The sequence below is a fragment of the Mesorhizobium sp. P2_F7 genome, assembly GCF_056403695.1.
Genome location: NZ_JBFUFA010000005.1, coordinates 325,625 through 344,233 on the forward strand (window position 1 = coordinate 325,625; position 18,609 = coordinate 344,233).

The following is an 18,609-nucleotide window of genomic DNA, read 5'->3' on the forward strand; positions in this document are numbered from 1 at the left end:
TTCCACACCGCCTCTGTTGCATTTCGCAAGGCATTATCGCCTTTGCATGTGAGCTTATATGAGATGCAAGCTGAACCGCAACTGAATGCCGCATTCATGCCGCAATTGGTTTGGGAGCGCATGGACTGATGAACAGCAAAGAGCCTTACCCCTACCCGCTGCACACCAACCGTGAGCTGGCGATGATGCTTGCCGGGGAAAAGCCCTTCGCAATGTTCGCCCACGAGCGCGTCGACGGAGATGAAAAGTCCGACGTCCTGGCCAACCAGGATTTCGCAACACATGTTGCAAATGGAACGCTCTCCGAACACGTCAGGACCTTCCAGGCAAAGGGACCGAACGGAACCGAGCTCGACATCGACTACTATTTCTATGCCTGCCTGGGCGAAGAGTGGCGGGTAGAGGCGTTTTGCCTGCTTATCGAGCTTTTGCACCGCGGCGCCTGGTGCCCGCAGCTGGAATGGCTGCAGGGAAAGCTCCTCGGATACAGCGACGAGCAGAACCGATATCACCTGTCGCGAACTTACCCCGCCGACAGGCTCGATCAGCTGGACCGCAGCCTTGACTGGAACCGGCCCTAGCTGGGATCGGGCTTGCGCGCCTTGCGTCCCGATTTGGCCAGGCGCGCCTTCTCGGCCGCCGCTTCGGCCTGCGCCTGCTCCTTCTCGGCGAATTCGACTTCGATCTTGTCGTCGTCGAGCGGCCATGCCGCGGTCTGCTTGACCTTGACCTCGGCGCGCGGCGTCGAGGGGATCTCGATATGCTCGCTCTCGAAAGCATCGAGCACGGCAAAGCGGATATCGTTCTGCACGATGGCCCCGTTCAGCACATCGGCCAGGAACACGCGGATCTCGAACTCGAGTGCTGCCGGCCCGAAATTGGTGAACAGCACGAACGGTTCCGGGTTCTTCAGCACCAGCGGATGGCTGCGTGCGATCTCCAGGAGGATGGCGTGCACTCGCTTGACGTCGCTGCCATAAGCGACGCCGACCTTGATCTCCACACGGCCGAGCTTGTTGCGGTGCGTCCAGTTGCCGACGGCGTTGTTGATCAGGTTCGAATTGGGCAGGATCACCGATTGCCGCTGGAAGGTCTCGATCTCTGTGGCGCGCACACTGATCTTCTTGACCGTGCCTGAGGTGTCGCCTGCGACGATCCAGTCACCGACCTTGAATGGCCGCTCGGCGAGCAGGATCAGGCCGGACACGAAATTGGACACGACATTCTGCAGGCCAAAACCGATACCCAGCGAAAGTGCGCCGGCAACCAGCGCCAGGTTGGAAAGATCTATGCCCGCCGCCGAGATGCCGACGAGGCCGGCGATGGCGACGCCGGCGTAACCGACTGCCAGCCGGATCGAGTTGCGCACGCCGGTATCGACCTTGCCGCGCGCCATCACCGAGCCGTCGAGCCAACCCTGGAACCAGCGGGTCAGGAAATAGCCTATGATGAAGACGACGATGCCGCTGAGGATGCCGGTGACCGAAATCGTCACCGAGCCGATGGTGATGCCTGTCGCCAGCTTGTAGCCCCAGGCCTGGATGTCGCCGGGCTGGAACCCCCACATCAACAGGATCAGCGGCAGGAACACGAGCACGATCATCAGATTGATGGCGACGCTGACCACCAGGCCGAGTTGGTCTAGCGCAGTATCCTCATAGCTGGAGTTGGTCTTTAGCCAGCGCCCGATCGAGGTGCCGGCGAAACCGCCTTCCTCGCCGATCTCGCGCGCCGACAGGAAGCCGATATAGGCGGTGAGCAGGATGGTGCCGGTGACCACGACCTGCAGCGAGACGAAGATGGCGAGGCCGATATAGCCGAACAAGGCCGCCATGATGGTGAACAGACCGAGCGCGACACAGGTATAGCGCAGCCAGACCGGCCACGGGCGCCAGCTTCCGTCGGCTCGCTTGTACGGCCTCAGCAACGCCATCAGGATCAGGATGACGCCGACGATGACAGTGGCGACAAAACTTCTGGCGATCGTCAGCGACAAGGGCGAGCCCATCTTGTCGTTGACGATCGACAGGAAGTTGTTGACGCCGATGACGACCGCCATGGCCGTCGTCAGCCGCACCAGCCAGCGCGCCGGGCCGGTCTCGACCTGGATCAGGCGCCAGTTCGGCATCCGTGGCTCCAGCGCAGCATTGGTCAGGCGGTTGACGCAGAACACTATGGCGATGACGGCGGCCAACGCATTTAGGAAGACGCCGATGTCGCCGCGCAGCACATTGTAATAATTGTAGAGAAAGACCGTCGAGGCGAGGAAGGCGCTGACCGCCAGCGTCGGCAGCAAGGTCGACCAGAAAGCCACCGACAGGCGGCTGAGATAAGTCGGATCCTCGACCGAAGGATCGGCTTCGAAGATGCGCCCGAACAGGCGGCGTCCCCCCACGAGAAGCACCGCCGCCAGCCCCAGCGACATGAACGTCGCGGCCAGCATCGCCTGGAACTTGAACTTGAAGGCAAAGCTCAGCCACGACGATACCGCCCTGAAAAGGTTGGTGTATTCGTCCCTTGCGTCGGAGAACACCTGCGAGCTCAGCGCCTCGGACAGTGCGTAGCGCTTGGTCAAAAAGTTGCGGAACTGCTCGCTGCGCATATTGCCGATCTTGTCGATCAGCCCGCTGATTCGGATCGACAGGTTCTGAGCGCTGGCGACGACCGCGTTGATCTCGGCCTTTTCCGATGCCAGCGCCTGGCGCTCGCCGGTCACGATGTCGGGCTCCTGCGGCTGGCCCGCAGCCGGCGGCGGACCCAGCACTTCGATGCGATTGTTAATGTCGGTGAGCCGCGAGCGGAACGCCAGCGCACTGGTCAGCGCCGCCCGCGACAGATCCTCCAGTTGCAGACGGATATCGACGAGGGAGGCATCGTCCTGGCCGTCCTGCTGTAATTTCTTCTCGAGATCGTCGGTCTTGGCCGTCAGGCCCTGGATGACCTTCTGCTGGTCGGTGACCAATCCGGCAGCACCCTGGCCCAGCGCCTGGGCCAACGCGTCGACAGACGGCGCGGACACGACCAGCGCTAGGATCAGGAGCAGGCGGAGCAGGCGAAAAAACATAATGCTAGCGACTCAATCGCGCGGCAAGGCCGCTTCTAAAGCGATCCTTGATAAAGACGCTCATCCCAAGGGGCAAGTCATGGCCAGGTCATGGCGGTTGGCGGCCTTGCGGGAGTCGGCCAGTCGAAAAGCCATGGCGCAATCTTGGCTTTGCCGCGGCGGCCTGCTCTATAGTCTGCCGCATCGCATCAAGGATGGCATGAAGAATGGCGGAATATTCAGCCCTTTCGCTTCTCACGAACGCGCTCAAGGGAAACCAGGACTGGAAGCCGGCCTGGCGCAAGCCCGACCCAAAGGCCTCCTATGATGTCATCATCATCGGCGGCGGCGGCCATGGCCTGTCGACGGCCTACTATCTGGCCAAGGAACACGGCATCACCAATGTCGCGGTGCTGGAGAAGGGCTGGCTGGGCTCCGGCAATGTCGGCCGCAACACCACGGCGGTGCGCTCCAACTACCTGCTGCCCTCCAACACCCGCTTCTACGAACATTCGATGAAGATGTGGGAGAACCTGTCGCACGACCTCAACTACAACGTCATGTTCTCGCAGCGCGGCTGCCTGAACCTGGCCCACACGCCGGCCCAGTTCGACGACTATGCACGGCGCGGCAACGCCATGCGCCATCTCGGCGTCGACGCCGAGCTGATGAGCACCGCCGAGATCAAGCGGCTGGTGCCGGCACTGGACGTTTCGGCTTCGGCGCGCTTTCCCATCGTCGGCGGGCTGATGCAGCCGCGCGCCGGCACCGCCCGCCACGACGCTGTCGCCTGGGGTTATGCGCGCGGCGCCGACCGCCGCGGCGTCGATATCATCGAGAATTGCGAGGTCACCGGCTTCCTGCGCGACGGCGACCGCGTCACCGGCGTGCAGACGACGCGCGGCGAAATCCGCGGCAAGAAGGTCGCGGTCGCCGTGGCCGGCAGCACCGGACGGGTGATGCAGCTTGCAGGCGTCGACAGAATGCCGATCGAGAGCCATGTGCTGCAGGCCTTCGTCACCGAATCGCTAAAACCTTTCATCGACACGGTGCTGACCTTCGGCTTGGGTCATTTCTACATGTCGCAGTCCGACAAGGGCGGCCTTGTCTATGGCGGCGACATTGACGGCTACAACAGCTACGCCCAGCGCGGCAACCTGCCGATCGTCGACGAGGTGATGAGCGAGATGCTGGCGCTGTTTCCCGGTCTTGCCCGCGTGCGCATGCTGCGCTCCTGGGGCGGCGTCTGCGACATGTCGATGGACGGTTCGCCGATCATCACCACCGGGCCGCTGCCCGGCATGTATCTCAACTGCGGCTGGTGCTATGGCGGCTTCAAGGCGACGCCGGCCTCGGGCTGGTGCTTTGCATACACCATCGCCAAGGACGAGCCGCACGACTTCAACGCGCCGTTCACGCTCGACCGTTTTTATCGCGGCCTGGTGATCGACGACAAAGGCCAGGGCGCGACGCCCCGGCTGCATTAGGGTTCAAACAATGCTTATCACCTGCCCCTACTGCGGCCCGCGCGACGTCATCGAGTTCACCTATCAGGGCGACGGCAACCGCGAGCGCCCGCAGCCCAATTCGCAGGACCTCGACGCCTGGAACGCCTATGTCTACGACCGGCTGAACCCGGCCGGCGACCACAATGAGATCTGGCAGCACTCCGGCGGTTGTCGCACCCATCTGAGAATGGTGCGCAACACGGTCACGCATGAGATTTCCAGCACCGGTTTCGCGCACGGCGACCACAATGCCGCCGCCCGTCACAAGGCCGGAGGCAAGTCGTGAGCCCGCGCCGCATCGAGACCGGCGGCCGCATCGACCGGCTGCGCACCATCCGCTTTACCTTCGACGGCACGCCCTACACCGGCCATGCCGGCGACACGCTGGCCTCGGCTTTGCTTGCCAATGGCATCACGCTGTTCGGCCGCTCGTTCAAGTACCATCGCCCGCGCGGCCTGCTGTCGGCCGGCGTCGAGGAGCCGAACGCGCTGGTGACGGTGCTGCGCGGCGACGTGCGCGAGCCCAATGTCGCTGCGACCATGGTCGAGATCTATGACGGGCTGGTGGCCGTCAGCCAGAACCGCTTTCCCTCGCTCGCCTGGGACGTCAACGCCGTCAACCAGCTCGGCGGCAAGATCCTGGCCGCCGGCTTCTACTACAAGACCTTCATGGGGCCTGTCTTCGGTCCGCTGAAAGGCACCCGCTTCTGGATGTTCTGCGAGCATTTCATCCGCCGCGCCGCCGGTCTCGGCAAGGCCGGCATTGCCGCCGACACCTCGCGCTACGAGCGCATGAATGCGTTTTGCGACGTGCTGGTGGTCGGCTCCGGCCCGGCCGGCCTGTCGGCCGCAAAGACGGCTGCCGACCAGGGCGCACGCGTTATCCTGGCCGAGTTGGAGCCGCGTTTCGGCGGCTCGGCCAACTGGTCCGGCGAGACCATCGACGGCGCGCCGGCCGCCGACTGGGCGGCGCGCACTGTCAGCCAGCTAGAAGGCTACGACACGGTGCGCCTTTTGCCGCGCACCACGGTGTGGGGCTATTATGACGGCAACACGCTGGCCGCACTCGAGCGCGTCACCGATCACAAGGAAACGCCTGGCAAGGGCGAACCGCGCCATCGCTACTGGGCAATCCGCGCCAAAACCGTGGTGCTGGCCACCGGCTCTTTCGAGCGGCCGCTGGTGTTCCCCGGCAATGACCGGCCGGGCGTCATGCTGGCGCATGCCGGCGAGCGCTACGCCAATGACTATGGCGTGCTGCCCGGCGACAGGATCGCGCTGTTCACCAACAATGACAGCGCCTATCGCTCGGCATTGGCGCTGAAGAAGGCCGGCGCGGCCATTGTTGCCATCATCGATGTGCGCCCCGAACTGTCGGCCGAGATGCGCAGCCTCGCCACCGAGGCCGAAGCCGAAATCCTCTCCGGTCATGCCGTGGTCGCCACCGAAGGCGGCAAGGCACTCTCCGGCCTCAAGGTGCAGCGCTTCGACATGAACTCCGGCTTGCTCAGCGGTGACGCCCGCAGCATCCACGCCGATTGCCTGCTGATGTCGGGCGGCTGGTCGCCGACCATCCATCTCGCCAGCCAGGCTGGTGCCAGGGCAGGATGGAACGCCGACCGCCAGGCCTTCCTGCCGCCGAAGCCGGCGCAGCAGCGCTGGATCGGTGCGGGCGCCTTCAACGGCAGCTTTTCGACCGCTGAAGCCATCGCCGAAGGCCGCGCCGCCGGTCTGTCCGCGGCCGGAGGAGCGACTGCGCCTGCAGCCTTGCCGGACGTCGAGGCAGCACCCGGCAGCCCCGATCCGGCGCCGGTGTTCGAGATCAAGGCGAAAGGCAAAAGCTTTGTCGACTTCCAGCATGATGTGACGGCCGAAGACGTGCGGCTGGCCCATCGCGAAGGCTTTGTCTCGGTCGAGCACCTGAAGCGCTACACCACGCTCGGCATGGCGACCGACCAGGGCAAGAATTCCAACGTGCCGGGCCTCGCCATCATGGCCGAGGCGCTGGGCAAGCCGATCCCCGAAGTCGGCACGACGCGTTTCCGCCCGCCCTATTCGGCGGTGTCGATCGGCTCGCTCGCCGCCGAACGTTTCGGCGATCTGAAGCCCGAGCGGCTGACGCCGATGCATGACTGGCACCTCGCCAATGGCGCGACCATGTATTCGGCCGGCCTCTGGTTCCGACCAATGATCTACGGGCTTTCAGGCGAGACGGTCGAGCAGGCCTATGTCCGCGAGGCCAAGGCGACGCGCGAAAGTGCCGGCATCGTCGACGTCTCGACGCTGGGCAAGATCGCCGTGCAGGGGCCGGATGCGGCGGAATTCCTCGACCGTGTCTACACCAACATGTTTTCCACGCTTGCCGTCGGCAAGGCTCGCTACGGACTGATGCTGCGCGAGGACGGTCTGGCCTTCGACGACGGCACCACCTGGCGGCTCGGCGAACAGGATTTCCTGATGACCACCACCACGGCCAATGCCGGCAAGGTGATGCAGCATCTGGAATATTTCCTCGACGTCATCTGGCCGGAGCTGAAGGTGCACGTCACATCAGTGACCGACGAATGGGCGGGTGCGGCCATAGGCGGGCCGAAGGCGCGCGCCGTCCTTGCGGCCTGCGTCACCGGCACCGCTGTCGACAACACAACCCTGCCCTTCATGGGCATTGTGCATGGCCAGATTGCCGGCGTGCCGGTGATGATTTGCCGGCTGTCTTTCTCCGGCGAGATGGCATTCGAGGTCTATTCCGGCGCCGGCTACGGCACCCATGTCTGGGAAGCGCTGGTCGAAGCCGGCAAGCCGTTCGGCCTGGTCACCTACGGGCTGGAGGCGCTCGGCACGATGCGCATCGAGAAGGGCCATGTCACCGGCGCCGAGATCGACGGCCGCACCACGGCGCGCGACCTGCATCTCGACTGGATGCTGTCGAAGAAGAAGCCGTTCATCGGCTCGGCGATGATGGACCGCGAAGGCCTGATCGCACCCGACCGGCTGCAACTGGTCGGCCTGGTCTCACTCGACAACCTTCCGCTCAACGGCGGCGCCCATATCGTGGCGGAGCTTGACGAGGCCAATCCGCACGATTCGCTCGGTCACGTCACCGCCTGCTGCTATTCGCCGGCGCTGGGCAAGCATATCGCGCTGGCTTTGGTCGAGGGCGGCAAGGCGCGGCATGGGACCCGGGCGTTCGTCTCCGATCCGCTGCGCAAGCGGTTCGGGCCGGTCGAGATCGTCTCCAACCATTTCTACGACCCGGACGGGAGCCGCATGCATGGCTGAGCGCCAATCACGTGAAAGCCAACGACCTGAGCGCCTCTCGCCGCTCGAGCCGGTGTTTCATCCGGGTTCACACGGCAATTTCGAGCATGGCGTCGATGTCATCCTGACCGAGACAAGGCCGGGCTCGATCCTGCAGCTTGCCGCATGGCCGGGCGCGGAAAAGCAACTGATCGAGGCGATCCGCAGCGTCACCGGCCTCGCTCTGCCCGACGGCGCAGGCAGCGGTCTGGCCAAGGACGGCAAGGCGGTATTCGGCTTTGCGCCGGGAAGGTTCACGGTCGTCGATGAAGCCGAGGGTCTGGCTTCGGCCTTTGCCAAGGCTGTCACCCCGGCCATCGGCACGGTGACCGACCTGTCGCATGGCCGCACTGCGATCCGCATCGCCGGGCCGAAGGCCGAATGGGTGCTGGCGAAATTCTTCGCCATCGACTTCGCGCTGCCCGCCTTCCCCGTCGGTGCCGGCCGCTCGACCACCCATCACGACGTCTTCGCCCAGATCCAGCGCACCCGCGCCGATCAGTTCGACATCTATGTCTTCCGCTCCTTTGCCCGCTCGTTCTGGAAGGCGCTTTGCCATGCAAGCGAGGAAGTCGGCTACGAAGTACAATAAGCGAAGCGGCCAAATAGCCGTTTCCCCTCGGCTTCTGGCATCAACGCCGACCGGTTCTGCCGCTAGAGAATCCTGCTGCAGACGCCCATGATGGGCGAAGTGGCCGTCCAACCGGTCCAAGGGGTCAAAAAGATCCCGTCTCAGAGTCGGCATCGTCGTTTGGTTCGAACATCCCCATGACTGCAGAACTATCCGCCGGCGCCACGGATCGCGCCGATGTGTCGGCCAGAGCCTTGCTCTTGCTGCCGCTGACGGTCGCCTGCGGTGTGTTCATGACCAGCCTCGACCAGAATGTCGTGGTCACTGCGCTGCCCGGCATCAGTGAAAGCCTTGGCCGCCCGCCGAGCCAACTCGGCCTGCTGATTACCGTCTATGTCGCCAGCCTGATCATCTCGATGCCGCTCGGTGGCTGGGCCGCCGACCGCTTCGGCCTGCGTAACGTCTACTGCTTTGCCTTGCTGGTCTTCGCGGCGTCATCGGCACTGTGCGGGCTGTCCAACGACATCTGGACGCTCGTCGGCGCCCGCGCGCTGCAAGGGTTCGGCGGCGCGCTGATGGGGACGCTGGGTCAGGTCGTCATCCTGTCGACGTTCCCGCGCAGCCGCACGCTGAAGATCAACATGTACATCTCGCTCGCCGGCCAGTCAGGACCGCTGGTCGGCCCGCTCGTCGGCGGCGCGCTGACCACCTACATTTCGTGGCGCTGGATCTTCTTCATCAACGTGCCGTTTGCGCTGGCGGCGGCCGTTCTTGCCGCCTCGCTGTTTCCGACGGTTACCAAACCGGTGCGCACACCGTTCGATTTTCCGGGCTTCCTGCTGGTCGGCAGCGGCATGGTGCTGCTGGTCTTCGGCATGGATTCGCTTGCCGCGAAAGACGCGAGCAGCAGCATGATCGCGGCCGAGCTGGCGCTGGCGATCATCATCCTGACGGTTGCCTCCTTCTACTGCCTGCGTGCCCGCAACCCCTTGCTGGACCTGAAACTGCTGCGCATCCGCACCTTCCGCATCTCCTTCCTCACCGGCGGCGGGCTGGACACGATCGGCTTAAGCTCCGTCGTCTTCCTGCTGCCGCTGATGTTCCAGCTCGGCTTCGGCATGAGCGCGGTGCAGGCGGGCTCGCTGACTTTCGTGGCGGCGATCGGCTCGCTGATCATGCGTGTCTTCATGCCGCGCCTGCTCAACCGCTTCGGCTTTCGCCGCGTGCTGGTCGTCAACACGCCGATCGTTGCTGCGATGGTTGCGGGCTTCGCGTTGATAGAGGCGACGACGCCTGTCTGGATCGTGCTTGCCTATATCTTCGCCTTCGGTGTCCTGCGCTCGGCGCAGTGGGCATCGACCGGCAATCTCGCCTATTCCGACATCGCCCCCGACCAACTCGCCCGCTTCAGTGCCCTCTATTACATTCTCTGGCAGCTGGCAGTTGCGATCAGCGTCGGCCTGGCAGCCGCACTGCTCTCATTCCTGGCTGCCGGCGGGCCGGCGGTGACCAATGATTTCCGCATCCTGTTCGTGGTCGAGGGCATCATCACGCTGTGCGCGCTGATCGCCTATCTCAAGCTGACACCACAGGACGGCGCCCATGTCAGCGGCCACGGCGCGCAATTGAGCGTAGACTAGAACCAGTAAGCCGAAGCTCGTCTTACTCGCTGAACGTCACCCACTCTTCGAGCGGCACGCGGTCGGTGCGGAAGTCGTTTTCGGGCTTGGACGTATCCTCGAGGCCGAGAGCCATGCCACAGACGACGATTTCCTCGTCGGGAATGTTGAGCACCGGCCTTATCTGCCGGTGATAGGGCGCGAAGGCTGCCTGTGGGCAGGTGTGCAGGCCCCTGCCCCGCGCCGCGACCATGATGTTCTGCAGGAACATGCCGTAGTCGATCCACGAACCCTGGTTCAGCCGCCGGTCGATGGTGAAGATCATGCCGACCGGCGCATCGAAGAAGACGAAGTTGCGGTCGTGCTGGGCGCGCATCTTGTCGACCTCGCGGCGGCCGATGCCGAGCGCCCCGTAGAGCCCGAAACCATTGGCGCGCCTGCGCGTGAGATAGGGTTCGAAGAACTGGGTGGGGTAGTAGCGATACTCGTCCCAATCGGCCTTTTCGGCGCGGATGCCGGAATTGAGGATGGCATCGGTGATCTGCTGCTTGACCTCGCCCTTGACCACATAGACCCGCCAGGGCTGCATGTTGGTGCCGGAAGGCGCGCGCGCGGCAACGGAGAGAATGGCACGGATCGTCTCGTCATCGACCATGTCGGGCAGGAAGGCACGCACCGAGCGGCGCGACAGGATCGCCTCGTCGACAACAGCCGCGTCCTGCGCGATTTGGGCGTTTTTTTCCAGCATGGGCCGTCCCTTTGCGCATACCCGGAAGGCCGAAACGGCGTTCAGAGAAGACCTTGCGCAGATTCCAAACCTTGGTCGCCGACCCGGCGCCCCAGATCAGCCGTTCGTGGCCGAGCCTTTGCATGAACCGTCAAAATCGCGCAAGCAAATCTTGTGGCCTCATGAAAATCCCCTTGATTTTTTCACGCACGTGGGGTCTCATGAAATTCACTCCAGAATTTTCATCCAGTGAGCGTTTTGCCCCCAGCTATCGCCAAAACATTGCCGGGACCTGACGAGCGCCTGCTGGCGAGCGACATCCGTGCGCTGCGCAAGGCGCGTGGGCTGACGCTGGCCGAGATCGCGCTGAAGCTCGGCCGCTCCGTCGGCTGGGTCAGCCAGGTCGAGCGCGGCCTGTCGATCCCTTCGCTCGGCGACCTCAGGGCCTTCGCCGACCTGTTCGGCGTGCCGCTCAGCCTGTTCTTCAGCCATGACGTGCCGATCGAGAAGGAGCGCGGCGTTGTCGTGCGCGCTGGCAGCCGCCGCACGCTTGGCACAAGCGAAACCGGCCTTGTGGAGGAGCTTCTGTCACCCGATCTCGGCGGTAGTTTCGAGATGGTGCGTTCGATCTTCGCGCCGGGCGCGGAGTTGAAGACCGAACAGCTGCGACCGACCGAGGAAGCCGGCTATATCGCTTCGGGTATTTTCGAGATCGAGATCGCCGGCGTCTGGCATCGGCTCGGCGAAGGCGATTCCTTCCGCTTCGAGCGCAAGCCGTACCGCTGGCGCAATCCCGGCAGCGAGCCGGCCGTGGTCATCTGGGTGGTTTCCCCGCCCGTATATTGAATTGAACTGGGAGAAGAACATGGCCGGTTTGCCGACCACGGCACGCGTGGTGATCATCGGAGGTGGTGTCGTCGGCACCTCCTCGCTCTATCACCTGTGCAAGGCCGGCTGGACCGACTGCGTGCTGCTTGAGAAGAACGAGCTGACATCGGGCTCGACCTGGCATGCCGCCGGCAATGTGCCGACCTTCTCGTCGTCCTGGTCGCTTATGAACATGCAGCGCTATTCGACCGAGCTTTATCGCGGTCTCGCCGACGCGGTCGACTATCCCATGAACTATCACGTCACCGGCTCGCTGCGGCTTGCCCACTCCAAGGAGCGCATGCAGGAATTTCAGCGCGCCAAGGGCATGGGCCGCTACCAGGGCATGGACATCGACATTGTCGGTCCCGACGAGATCAAGCGCCGCTATCCCTTCATCGAGACGCATGATCTCAAAGGCGCGCTCTACGACCCGAGCGACGGCGACATCGACCCGGCGCAGCTGACGCAGGCGCTGGCCAAGGGCGCGCGCGACATGGGCGCGAAAATCGTCCGCTTCTGCCCGGTCACGGGTGTGCGCCGCGAGAACGACGAATGGGTGGTTGTAACCCCGCAAGGCGAAATCCGCTGCGAGATCGTCGTCAACGCCGCCGGCTACCGTGCCGCCGAAGTCGGCAAAATGTTCGGCCGCGATGTGCCGATGATGGTGATGAGCCATCAGTACATTCTGTTCGAGGAAATCCCCGAACTGATGGCGTGGTCTAAGGAACAGGGCAAGAAACTGCCGCTGCTGCGCGACGTCGACACGTCCTATTATCTGCGCCAGGAAAAGAACGGCATGAATCTCGGCCCCTATGAGCGCAATTGCCGCGCGCATTGGGCGACCCACAACGACCCTATGCCGGAGGATTTCTCCTTCCAGCTGTTCCCCGACGATCTCGACCGTCTCGAACATTATCTGGCCGACGCCGTCGCCCGCGTGCCGATCCTCGGGACCGCAGGCCTGTCCAAGGTCATCAACGGACCGATCCCCTACGCGCCGGACGGCAATCCGCTGATCGGTCCGATGCCCGGCGTTCCCAATGCTTTCGAGGCCTGCGTCTTCACTTTCGGCATCGCGCAAGGCGGTGGCGCCGGCAAGGTGCTGGCCGAATGGATCACCGAAGGCCAGACCGAATGGGACATGTGGTCCTGCGATCCGCGCCGCTTCACCAGCTTTGCCGCCGCACAAGACTACAGCGTCGCCAAAGGCATGGAGATCTACGGCAACGAATACGCCATCCAGTTCCCGCGCCATGCCTGGCCAGCGGGGCGCGACCGCAAGCTGTCGCCGATCCACGATCGCATCAAGGCGCTCGGCGCCCAGTTCGACGCTTACAATGGCTGGGAGCGTGCCACCTGGTACGCGAAGGACGGCGACGATACGTCGGAAGAAGCCACGCTTACCTTCAACCGAGAAGGGCCGTGGCATCACCGCGTGCGCGAAGAATGCCTGTCTGTGCGCGATGCCGCCGGCATTCTGGACCTGCCCGGCTTCTCGCGCTTCAACCTCGAAGGCCCTGGCGCAGCCGAATGGCTGGCGCTGCAGGTCACCGGCCTGGTGCCCAAGCCCGGCCGCATCGGCCTCGTCTACTTCGCCGACGACAAGGGCCGCATCGTCACCGAGATGTCGGTGGTGCGCCATGGCGAAGAGCAGATGACGCTGATCACCGCGGCGGTAGCGCAGTGGCACGATTTCGAATGGCTGAAGTCGCGCATGCCGAAGGACGCAGCTTTCACCCTCACCGACAGGACCGAAGACTATTCGACGCAAATCCTCGCCGGTCCCAATTCGCGCAAGATACTGGCCGAGGTCTGTGGCGCGGATCTCTCGCTGCCCTGGCTGACGCATCAGGAAACCACCATCGCCGGCCGCTGGGCGAAGCTGGTGCGCGTATCCTTCGCCGGCGAACTCGGCTGGGAAATCCACACCAAGGTGGAAGACACCGGCGCCATCTTCGACGCCGTCTGGGCGGCAGGACAAAGGCACGGGCTAAAGCCGTTCGGCATGTATGCGCTGGATTCGCTGCGTCTCGAAAAAGGCTACCGGACCTGGAAGGGCGACCTGTCGACCGACTATACGGTCCTGCAGGGCGGGCTCGAGCGCTTCGTCAAATGGGACAAGCCCGACTTCCGCGGCAAGGCAGCTTTGCAGAACGAAAAGCAACAGGGCGTGAAGAAGCGCTTCGTCACCCTGGTCGTCGAAAACCCCGGCGATTGCGACGCGCCTTCGGTGTCGACGCTGTGGCATGACGGCAAGATCGTCGGCGAGACGACGTCGGGCGGTTGGGGTCATCGCATCGACAAATCGATCGCGCTCGGCATGCTGCGCGCCGACCTGGCTGAACCGGATACTGCCATCGAGATCGAAATCTTCGGCGACCGTTTCAAGGCGGTCGTGCAGAAGGACGAGCCGCTGTGGGATCCGAAGAATGAGAGGCTGCGGGCGTGAAAGCAGTTATCCTCACCGATGGCGGTATGGGCCAGGAGTTGGTCCGCCGCAGCAAATCCGAGCCGACGCCGCTGTGGTCGGCCAGGGTGCTGATCGACGAGCCGGATCTGGTGCGCGACCTGCATGCGGAATTCATCCTTGCCGGCGCCCGCGTCATCACCATCAACACCTATTCGGCGACGCCGGAGCGGCTCGCGCGGGAAGGCGCAGAGGACCTGTTCAAGCCGCTGCAGAAGCGCGGCATCGAACTCGCAAGGCAAGCTTGCGAGCAAGCCGGCGAGGCAACCATCGCCGGCTGCCTGTCGCCGCTATTCGGCAGCTATGCGCCGGCACTGACCATTTCCTATCAGGACACACTCGACATCTACCGCCGCATCGTTGCCGAGCAGGCGGACGGCGTCGATCTCTTTCTGTGCGAAACCATGGCCTCGGCCGATGAGGCGCGCGCGGCCGTCACGGCGGCATCGGAAAGCGGCAAGCCGGTCTGGGTGTCATGGACGCTGGCTGACCACGGTACCCCGCGCCTGCGCAGCGGCGAAGCGATCGCCACGGCCTCCCGTGCACTCGACGGGCTGCAACTCGCAGCACGGCTGGTCAATTGCTGTCGGCCCGAAGCGATCGCCGCGGCACTGCCCGAGCTGATCGATCTCGGCGGCCCGGTCGGCGCCTATGCCAATGGCTTCACCTCTACCGAAGCGCTCAAGCACGGCGGCACAGTCGATGTGCTGCACGCCCGCCACGACCTTGGTCCTGATGCCTATGCCGACCAGGCGCTCGGCTGGGTCGAGGCCGGCGCCACCATCGTCGGCGGATGCTGCGAAGTCGGCCCTGCCCACATCGCTGCCTTGCGTGACCGGCTCGAACGGGCCGGTTACCAGATTTCGGGAGTTCAATGATGCCCAGACCGTCAAAGCGCATTTCCGGCATCGTGCCTTCGGGCAAGGATGGCTGGGAGGTCCACACCGAGGCCTGGGCCCGCAAGGAGGCGGGCCAGGACATCATCATGCTGTCGGTCGGCGACCATGATTTCGATACGCCGTCGCAAACAATCGAAGCCTGCGTGACCGCGGTACGCGGCAGCAACCACCACTACACCCCTCTTCCCGGCGTTCCGCGCCTGCGCCGGGCAATGGCAGCGGCCTCGACCGCTTGCACCGGCATCGAAACAGGCCCCGAGCAGGTGATTGCCACGCCCGGCGGCCAGGCAGCCCTTTATGCCGCCGTGCAAGCCGTGCTCGACCAGGGCGACCATGCCATCGTCGTGGCGCCTTACTACGCCACCTACCCCAACACGTTCAGCGCCGCCGGCGCCAGCTTCACCGTGGTCGAGACGCCGGCCGAGGACGGTTTCCAGCCGCGCGCCGACAGAATCCGCGCGGCACTGAAGCCCAACACGCGCGCCATATTGATCAACACGCCGAACAACCCGACCGGTGCCGTCTATTCGCGCGAGCGGCTGGAAGAGCTGGCCGATATCTGCAAAGAGCATGATCTCTGGCTGCTGTCGGACGAGGTCTACTGGACGCTGGGCGGTGGTGAGCACATCTCGCCACGCGGCCTGCCCGGCATGGCCGAGCGCACGCTGGTCATCAACTCGATGTCCAAGAGCCATGGCATGACCGGCTGGCGCATGGGCTGGCTGACCGGCCCGGCTGAGATGATCACGCTGTTGACCAACCTCAACCTGGTGACGACCTACGGCCTGCCGGCTTTCATCTCGATCGCCTGCGCCGAGGCGCTGGAGAACCGTTATGGCGTCAAGGAAATCGCCGAGCGGTATGCGGCGCGCCGCACCGCGATGCTCGACGCTGTGCGCGGCATGAACAATGTCAGCGTGCACGGCTCCGAAGGCGGCATGTATGTCATGCTGGACATCTCGGCCGTCGAGCCCGACGACGAGAAATTCGCCTGGGCCTTTCTCGACGCGGAAAAGGTCGGCGTCATGCCGGGCTCCAGCTTCGGCAAGGCCGCTGCGGGCCACATCCGCATCAGCCTCTGCCAGCCGGAACCGGTACTTCAGGAGGCTGCGCAGCGCCTGCGCCGCTTCGCATCCAGCTATCGCCGCGAGGCCGCATGACCAAGAGCATTCCAACCAAGGCCCGCGCCGTGATCATCGGCGGCGGCGTCTCCGGCTGTTCGGTTGCCTATCATCTGGCCAAGCTCGGCTGGACCGACGTCGTGCTGTTGGAGCGCAAGCAGCTGACATCCGGCACAACGTGGCACGCCGCCGGCCTGATCGGCCAGCTGCGCGGCTCGCAGAACATGACGCGGCTGGCGAAATATTCGGCCGACCTCTACGTCAAGCTGGAGGCCGAAACCGAAGTCGGCACCGGCATGCGCCAGGTCGGCTCGATCACCGTGGCGCTGACCGAGGAGCGCAAGCACGAAATCTACCGGCAGGCCTCGCTGGCGCGCGCCTTCGACGTCGACGTGCGCGAGATTTCACCCAATGAAGTCAAACAGATGTACCCGCATCTCAACGTCTCCGACGTCGTCGGCGCCGTGCATCTGCCCCTCGACGGCCAATGCGATCCCGCCAACATCGCCATGGCGCTGGCCAAGGGTGCGCGCCAGCGCGGCGCCACTATCGTCGAGAATGTGAAGGTCACCAAGGTTGATACCCGGGACGGTCGCGTCACCGGTGTGTCGTGGGCGCAGGGCGAAGACCAGGGCACCATCGAGGCCGACATCGTCGTCAACTGTGCCGGCATGTGGGCGCGTGAGCTCGGCGCCCAGAACGGCATCACCATACCGCTGCATGCCTGCGAGCATTTTTACCTCGTCACCGAGCCGATCCCCGGCCTCGGTCGCCTGCCGGTGCTGCGCGTTCCCGACGAATGCGCCTACTACAAGGAAGATGCCGGCAAGATGATGCTCGGCGCTTTCGAGCCGGTGGCCAAGCCATGGGGCATGGACGGCATCCGCGAGGATTTCTGCTTCGACCAGTTGCCCGAGGACATGGAGCATTTCGAGCCGATCCTCGAAATGGGCGTCAACCGCATGCCGATGCTGGCGACTGCCGGCATCCATACCTTCTTCAACGGCCCCGAGAGTTTCACGCCCGACGACCGCTACTATCTCGGCGAGGCGCCGGAACTCCGTGGCTACTGGATGGCGACCGGCTACAATTCGATCGGCATCGTCTCTTCCGGCGGCGCCGGCATGGCGCTGGCGCAGTGGATCAACGATGGCGAAGCACCGTTCGACCTCTGGGAAGTCGACATCCGCCGCGCCCAGCCGTTCCAGAAGAACCGCCGCTATCTCAAGGAGCGCGTCTCCGAAACGCTCGGCCTGCTCTATGCCGACCATTTTCCCTACCGGCAGATGGCGACGTCGAGGAATGTCAGGCGTTCGCCTTTGCATGAGCACCTGAAGGCGCGCGGCGCCGTGTTCGGCGAAGTCGCCGGTTGGGAGCGCGCCAACTGGTTTGCCAGGCCGGGACAGGAGCGCGAATACCGCTATTCCTGGAAACGACAGAACTGGTTCGACAATCAGCGCGAGGAGCATCTTGCGGTCCGCAACAAGGTCGGCCTGTTCGACATGACCTCGTTCGGCAAGATACGCGTCGAGGGCCGTGATGCCTGTGCGTTCCTGCAAAAGCTCTGCGCCAACGACATGGACGTGGCGCCGGGCAAGATCGTCTACACCCAGATGCTCAACCAGCGCGGCGGCATCGAGAGCGATCTCACCGTCTCGCGGCTGTCGGAGACAGCCTACTTCCTCGTCGTGCCGGGCGCCACGTTGCAGCGCGACCTCGCCTGGCTGCGCCGGCATGTCGGCGAAGACTTCGTCGTCATCACCGATGTCACGGCTGCGGAAAGCGTGCTCTGCCTGATGGGTCCGGATGCGCGAACGCTGATCCAGAAGGTCAGCCCCAACGATTTCTCCAACGAGAACAATCCGTTCGGCACCTTCCAGGAGATCGAGATCGGCATGGGCCTCGCCCGCGCTCATCGCGTCACCTATGTCGGCGAACTCGGCTGGGAGCTTTACGTCTCGACCGACCAGGCGGCGCATGTCTTCGAGGCGATCGACGAGGCTGGCGCGGATATCGGCCTGAAACTCTGCGGTCTGCATACGCTGGATTCCTGCCGCATCGAAAAAGCCTTCCGCCATTTCGGCCACGACATCACCGACGAGGACAATGTGCTGGAAGCCGGCCTCGGTTTCGCGGTGAAGACCGGAAAAGGCGAGTTCATTGGCCGTGATGCCGTGCTGAGGAAAAAGGAAGCCGGCCTTTCACGCAGGCTGGTGCAGTTCCGCCTGAAAGACCCTGAGCCCCTGCTCTTCCACAATGAGGCGATCCTGCGCGACGGTAAGATCGTCGGCCCGATCACTTCGGGTAATTACGGCCATCATCTCGGCGGCGCAATTGGGTTGGGTTATGTGCCCTGTCAAGGCGAGAGCGAGGCGGACGTGCTTGCCTCAACCTACGAGATCGAAATCGCCGGCGAGCGCTTTGCAGCAGAAGCCTCGCTGAAGCCGATGTACGATCCGAAGGCGGAACGGGTGAAGATGTAGCGCC

Annotated in this window: 13 protein-coding genes; 11 read left to right on the forward strand and 2 right to left on the reverse strand. The window is 64.1% G+C overall.

Annotated elements, in window-relative coordinates:
- Positions 1–128 precede the first annotated feature (128 nt).
- Positions 129–581, forward strand: a complete 453-nt coding sequence (locus tag AC1DZ8_RS20205) for a hypothetical protein (RefSeq protein ID WP_477307458.1) — start codon at positions 129–131, stop codon at positions 579–581.
- Here AC1DZ8_RS20205 and AC1DZ8_RS20210 read toward each other — a convergent pair.
- Positions 578–3,064 carry a mechanosensitive ion channel family protein gene (locus AC1DZ8_RS20210; protein ID WP_477307460.1) on the reverse strand — a complete coding sequence of 829 codons (2,487 nt, stop codon included), beginning with the start codon at positions 3,062–3,064 and terminating at the stop codon, positions 578–580. The genes AC1DZ8_RS20205 and AC1DZ8_RS20210 overlap by 4 nt on opposite strands.
- Before the next feature lie 206 nt (positions 3,065–3,270).
- Between AC1DZ8_RS20210 and AC1DZ8_RS20215 the strand changes: the two genes are divergently transcribed.
- The 5 genes from AC1DZ8_RS20215 (at position 3,271) to AC1DZ8_RS20235 (ending at position 10,059) form a co-directional block, all read left to right on the forward strand.
- On the forward strand, positions 3,271–4,530 hold the full coding sequence (locus tag AC1DZ8_RS20215; RefSeq protein WP_477307462.1) for a sarcosine oxidase subunit beta: 1,260 nt from the start codon (positions 3,271–3,273) through the stop codon (positions 4,528–4,530).
- A 10-nt stretch (positions 4,531–4,540) separates the two neighbouring features.
- Positions 4,541–4,837 (forward strand): sarcosine oxidase subunit delta, encoded by a 297-nt coding sequence (locus AC1DZ8_RS20220; RefSeq protein WP_477307464.1) that lies wholly within the window; start codon positions 4,541–4,543, stop codon positions 4,835–4,837.
- Positions 4,834–7,830, forward strand: coding sequence for a sarcosine oxidase subunit alpha (locus tag AC1DZ8_RS20225; RefSeq protein ID WP_477307466.1), 2,997 nt, complete (start codon positions 4,834–4,836; stop codon positions 7,828–7,830). The genes AC1DZ8_RS20220 and AC1DZ8_RS20225 overlap by 4 nt, the downstream gene beginning before the upstream one ends.
- Positions 7,823–8,440, forward strand: a complete 618-nt coding sequence (locus tag AC1DZ8_RS20230; RefSeq protein WP_477307468.1) for a sarcosine oxidase subunit gamma — start codon at positions 7,823–7,825, stop codon at positions 8,438–8,440. Before AC1DZ8_RS20225 ends, AC1DZ8_RS20230 begins: the two co-directional genes overlap by 8 nt.
- A 176-nt stretch (positions 8,441–8,616) precedes the next feature.
- A complete protein-coding gene (locus tag AC1DZ8_RS20235; protein ID WP_477307470.1) occupies positions 8,617–10,059 on the forward strand; it encodes an MFS transporter in 1,443 nt (480 codons plus the stop codon).
- A gap of 22 nt (positions 10,060–10,081) precedes the next feature.
- Here the strand turns inward: AC1DZ8_RS20235 and AC1DZ8_RS20240 are convergent, their stop codons facing one another.
- Complete coding sequence (locus AC1DZ8_RS20240; protein WP_477307472.1) at positions 10,082–10,786, reverse strand: nitroreductase; 705 nt, start codon at positions 10,784–10,786, stop codon at positions 10,082–10,084.
- A 282-nt stretch (positions 10,787–11,068) separates the two neighbouring features.
- On the opposite strand from AC1DZ8_RS20240, the gene AC1DZ8_RS20245 reads away from it, so the two are divergent.
- The 5 genes from AC1DZ8_RS20245 to AC1DZ8_RS20265 are packed head-to-tail and all read left to right on the forward strand — an operon-like array spanning position 11,069 to position 18,605.
- Entirely contained in the window at positions 11,069–11,611 is a 543-nt protein-coding gene (locus AC1DZ8_RS20245) for a helix-turn-helix domain-containing protein (protein ID WP_477307494.1), read from the forward strand.
- Between the two features lie 19 nt (positions 11,612–11,630).
- The gene (locus tag AC1DZ8_RS20250; protein ID WP_477307474.1) at positions 11,631–14,084 is read left to right on the forward strand and encodes a GcvT family protein; all 2,454 of its coding nucleotides are present in this window, start codon (positions 11,631–11,633) and stop codon (positions 14,082–14,084) included.
- Complete coding sequence (locus AC1DZ8_RS20255) at positions 14,081–14,980, forward strand: homocysteine S-methyltransferase family protein (protein WP_477307476.1); 900 nt, start codon at positions 14,081–14,083, stop codon at positions 14,978–14,980. Before AC1DZ8_RS20250 ends, AC1DZ8_RS20255 begins: the two co-directional genes overlap by 4 nt.
- Positions 14,980–16,161 (forward strand): pyridoxal phosphate-dependent aminotransferase, encoded by a 1,182-nt coding sequence (locus AC1DZ8_RS20260; RefSeq protein WP_477307478.1) that lies wholly within the window; start codon positions 14,980–14,982, stop codon positions 16,159–16,161. Before AC1DZ8_RS20255 ends, AC1DZ8_RS20260 begins: the two co-directional genes overlap by 1 nt.
- Positions 16,158–18,605 carry a GcvT family protein gene (locus AC1DZ8_RS20265; protein ID WP_477307480.1) on the forward strand — a complete coding sequence of 816 codons (2,448 nt, stop codon included), beginning with the start codon at positions 16,158–16,160 and terminating at the stop codon, positions 18,603–18,605. Before AC1DZ8_RS20260 ends, AC1DZ8_RS20265 begins: the two co-directional genes overlap by 4 nt.
- Positions 18,606–18,609 lie beyond the last annotated feature (4 nt).

Excerpts from the sequence above, each read along its gene's own strand:
- AC1DZ8_RS20240 (WP_477307472.1), bottom strand. The coding sequence starts at position 10,786 with ATGCTGGAAAAAAACGCCCAAATCGCGCAGGACGCGGCTGTTGTCGAC.
- AC1DZ8_RS20220 (WP_477307464.1), top strand. The coding sequence starts at position 4,541 with ATGCTTATCACCTGCCCCTACTGCGGCCCGCGCGACGTCATCGAGTTC.
- AC1DZ8_RS20260 (WP_477307478.1), top strand. The coding sequence starts at position 14,980 with ATGCCCAGACCGTCAAAGCGCATTTCCGGCATCGTGCCTTCGGGCAAG.
- AC1DZ8_RS20265 (WP_477307480.1), top strand. The coding sequence starts at position 16,158 with ATGACCAAGAGCATTCCAACCAAGGCCCGCGCCGTGATCATCGGCGGC.
- AC1DZ8_RS20230 (WP_477307468.1), top strand. The coding sequence starts at position 7,823 with ATGGCTGAGCGCCAATCACGTGAAAGCCAACGACCTGAGCGCCTCTCG.
- AC1DZ8_RS20215 (WP_477307462.1), top strand. The coding sequence starts at position 3,271 with ATGGCGGAATATTCAGCCCTTTCGCTTCTCACGAACGCGCTCAAGGGA.
- AC1DZ8_RS20235 (WP_477307470.1), top strand. The coding sequence starts at position 8,617 with ATGACTGCAGAACTATCCGCCGGCGCCACGGATCGCGCCGATGTGTCG.
- AC1DZ8_RS20205 (WP_477307458.1), top strand. The coding sequence starts at position 129 with ATGAACAGCAAAGAGCCTTACCCCTACCCGCTGCACACCAACCGTGAG.
- AC1DZ8_RS20210 (WP_477307460.1), bottom strand. The coding sequence starts at position 3,064 with ATGTTTTTTCGCCTGCTCCGCCTGCTCCTGATCCTAGCGCTGGTCGTG.
- AC1DZ8_RS20250 (WP_477307474.1), top strand. The coding sequence starts at position 11,631 with ATGGCCGGTTTGCCGACCACGGCACGCGTGGTGATCATCGGAGGTGGT.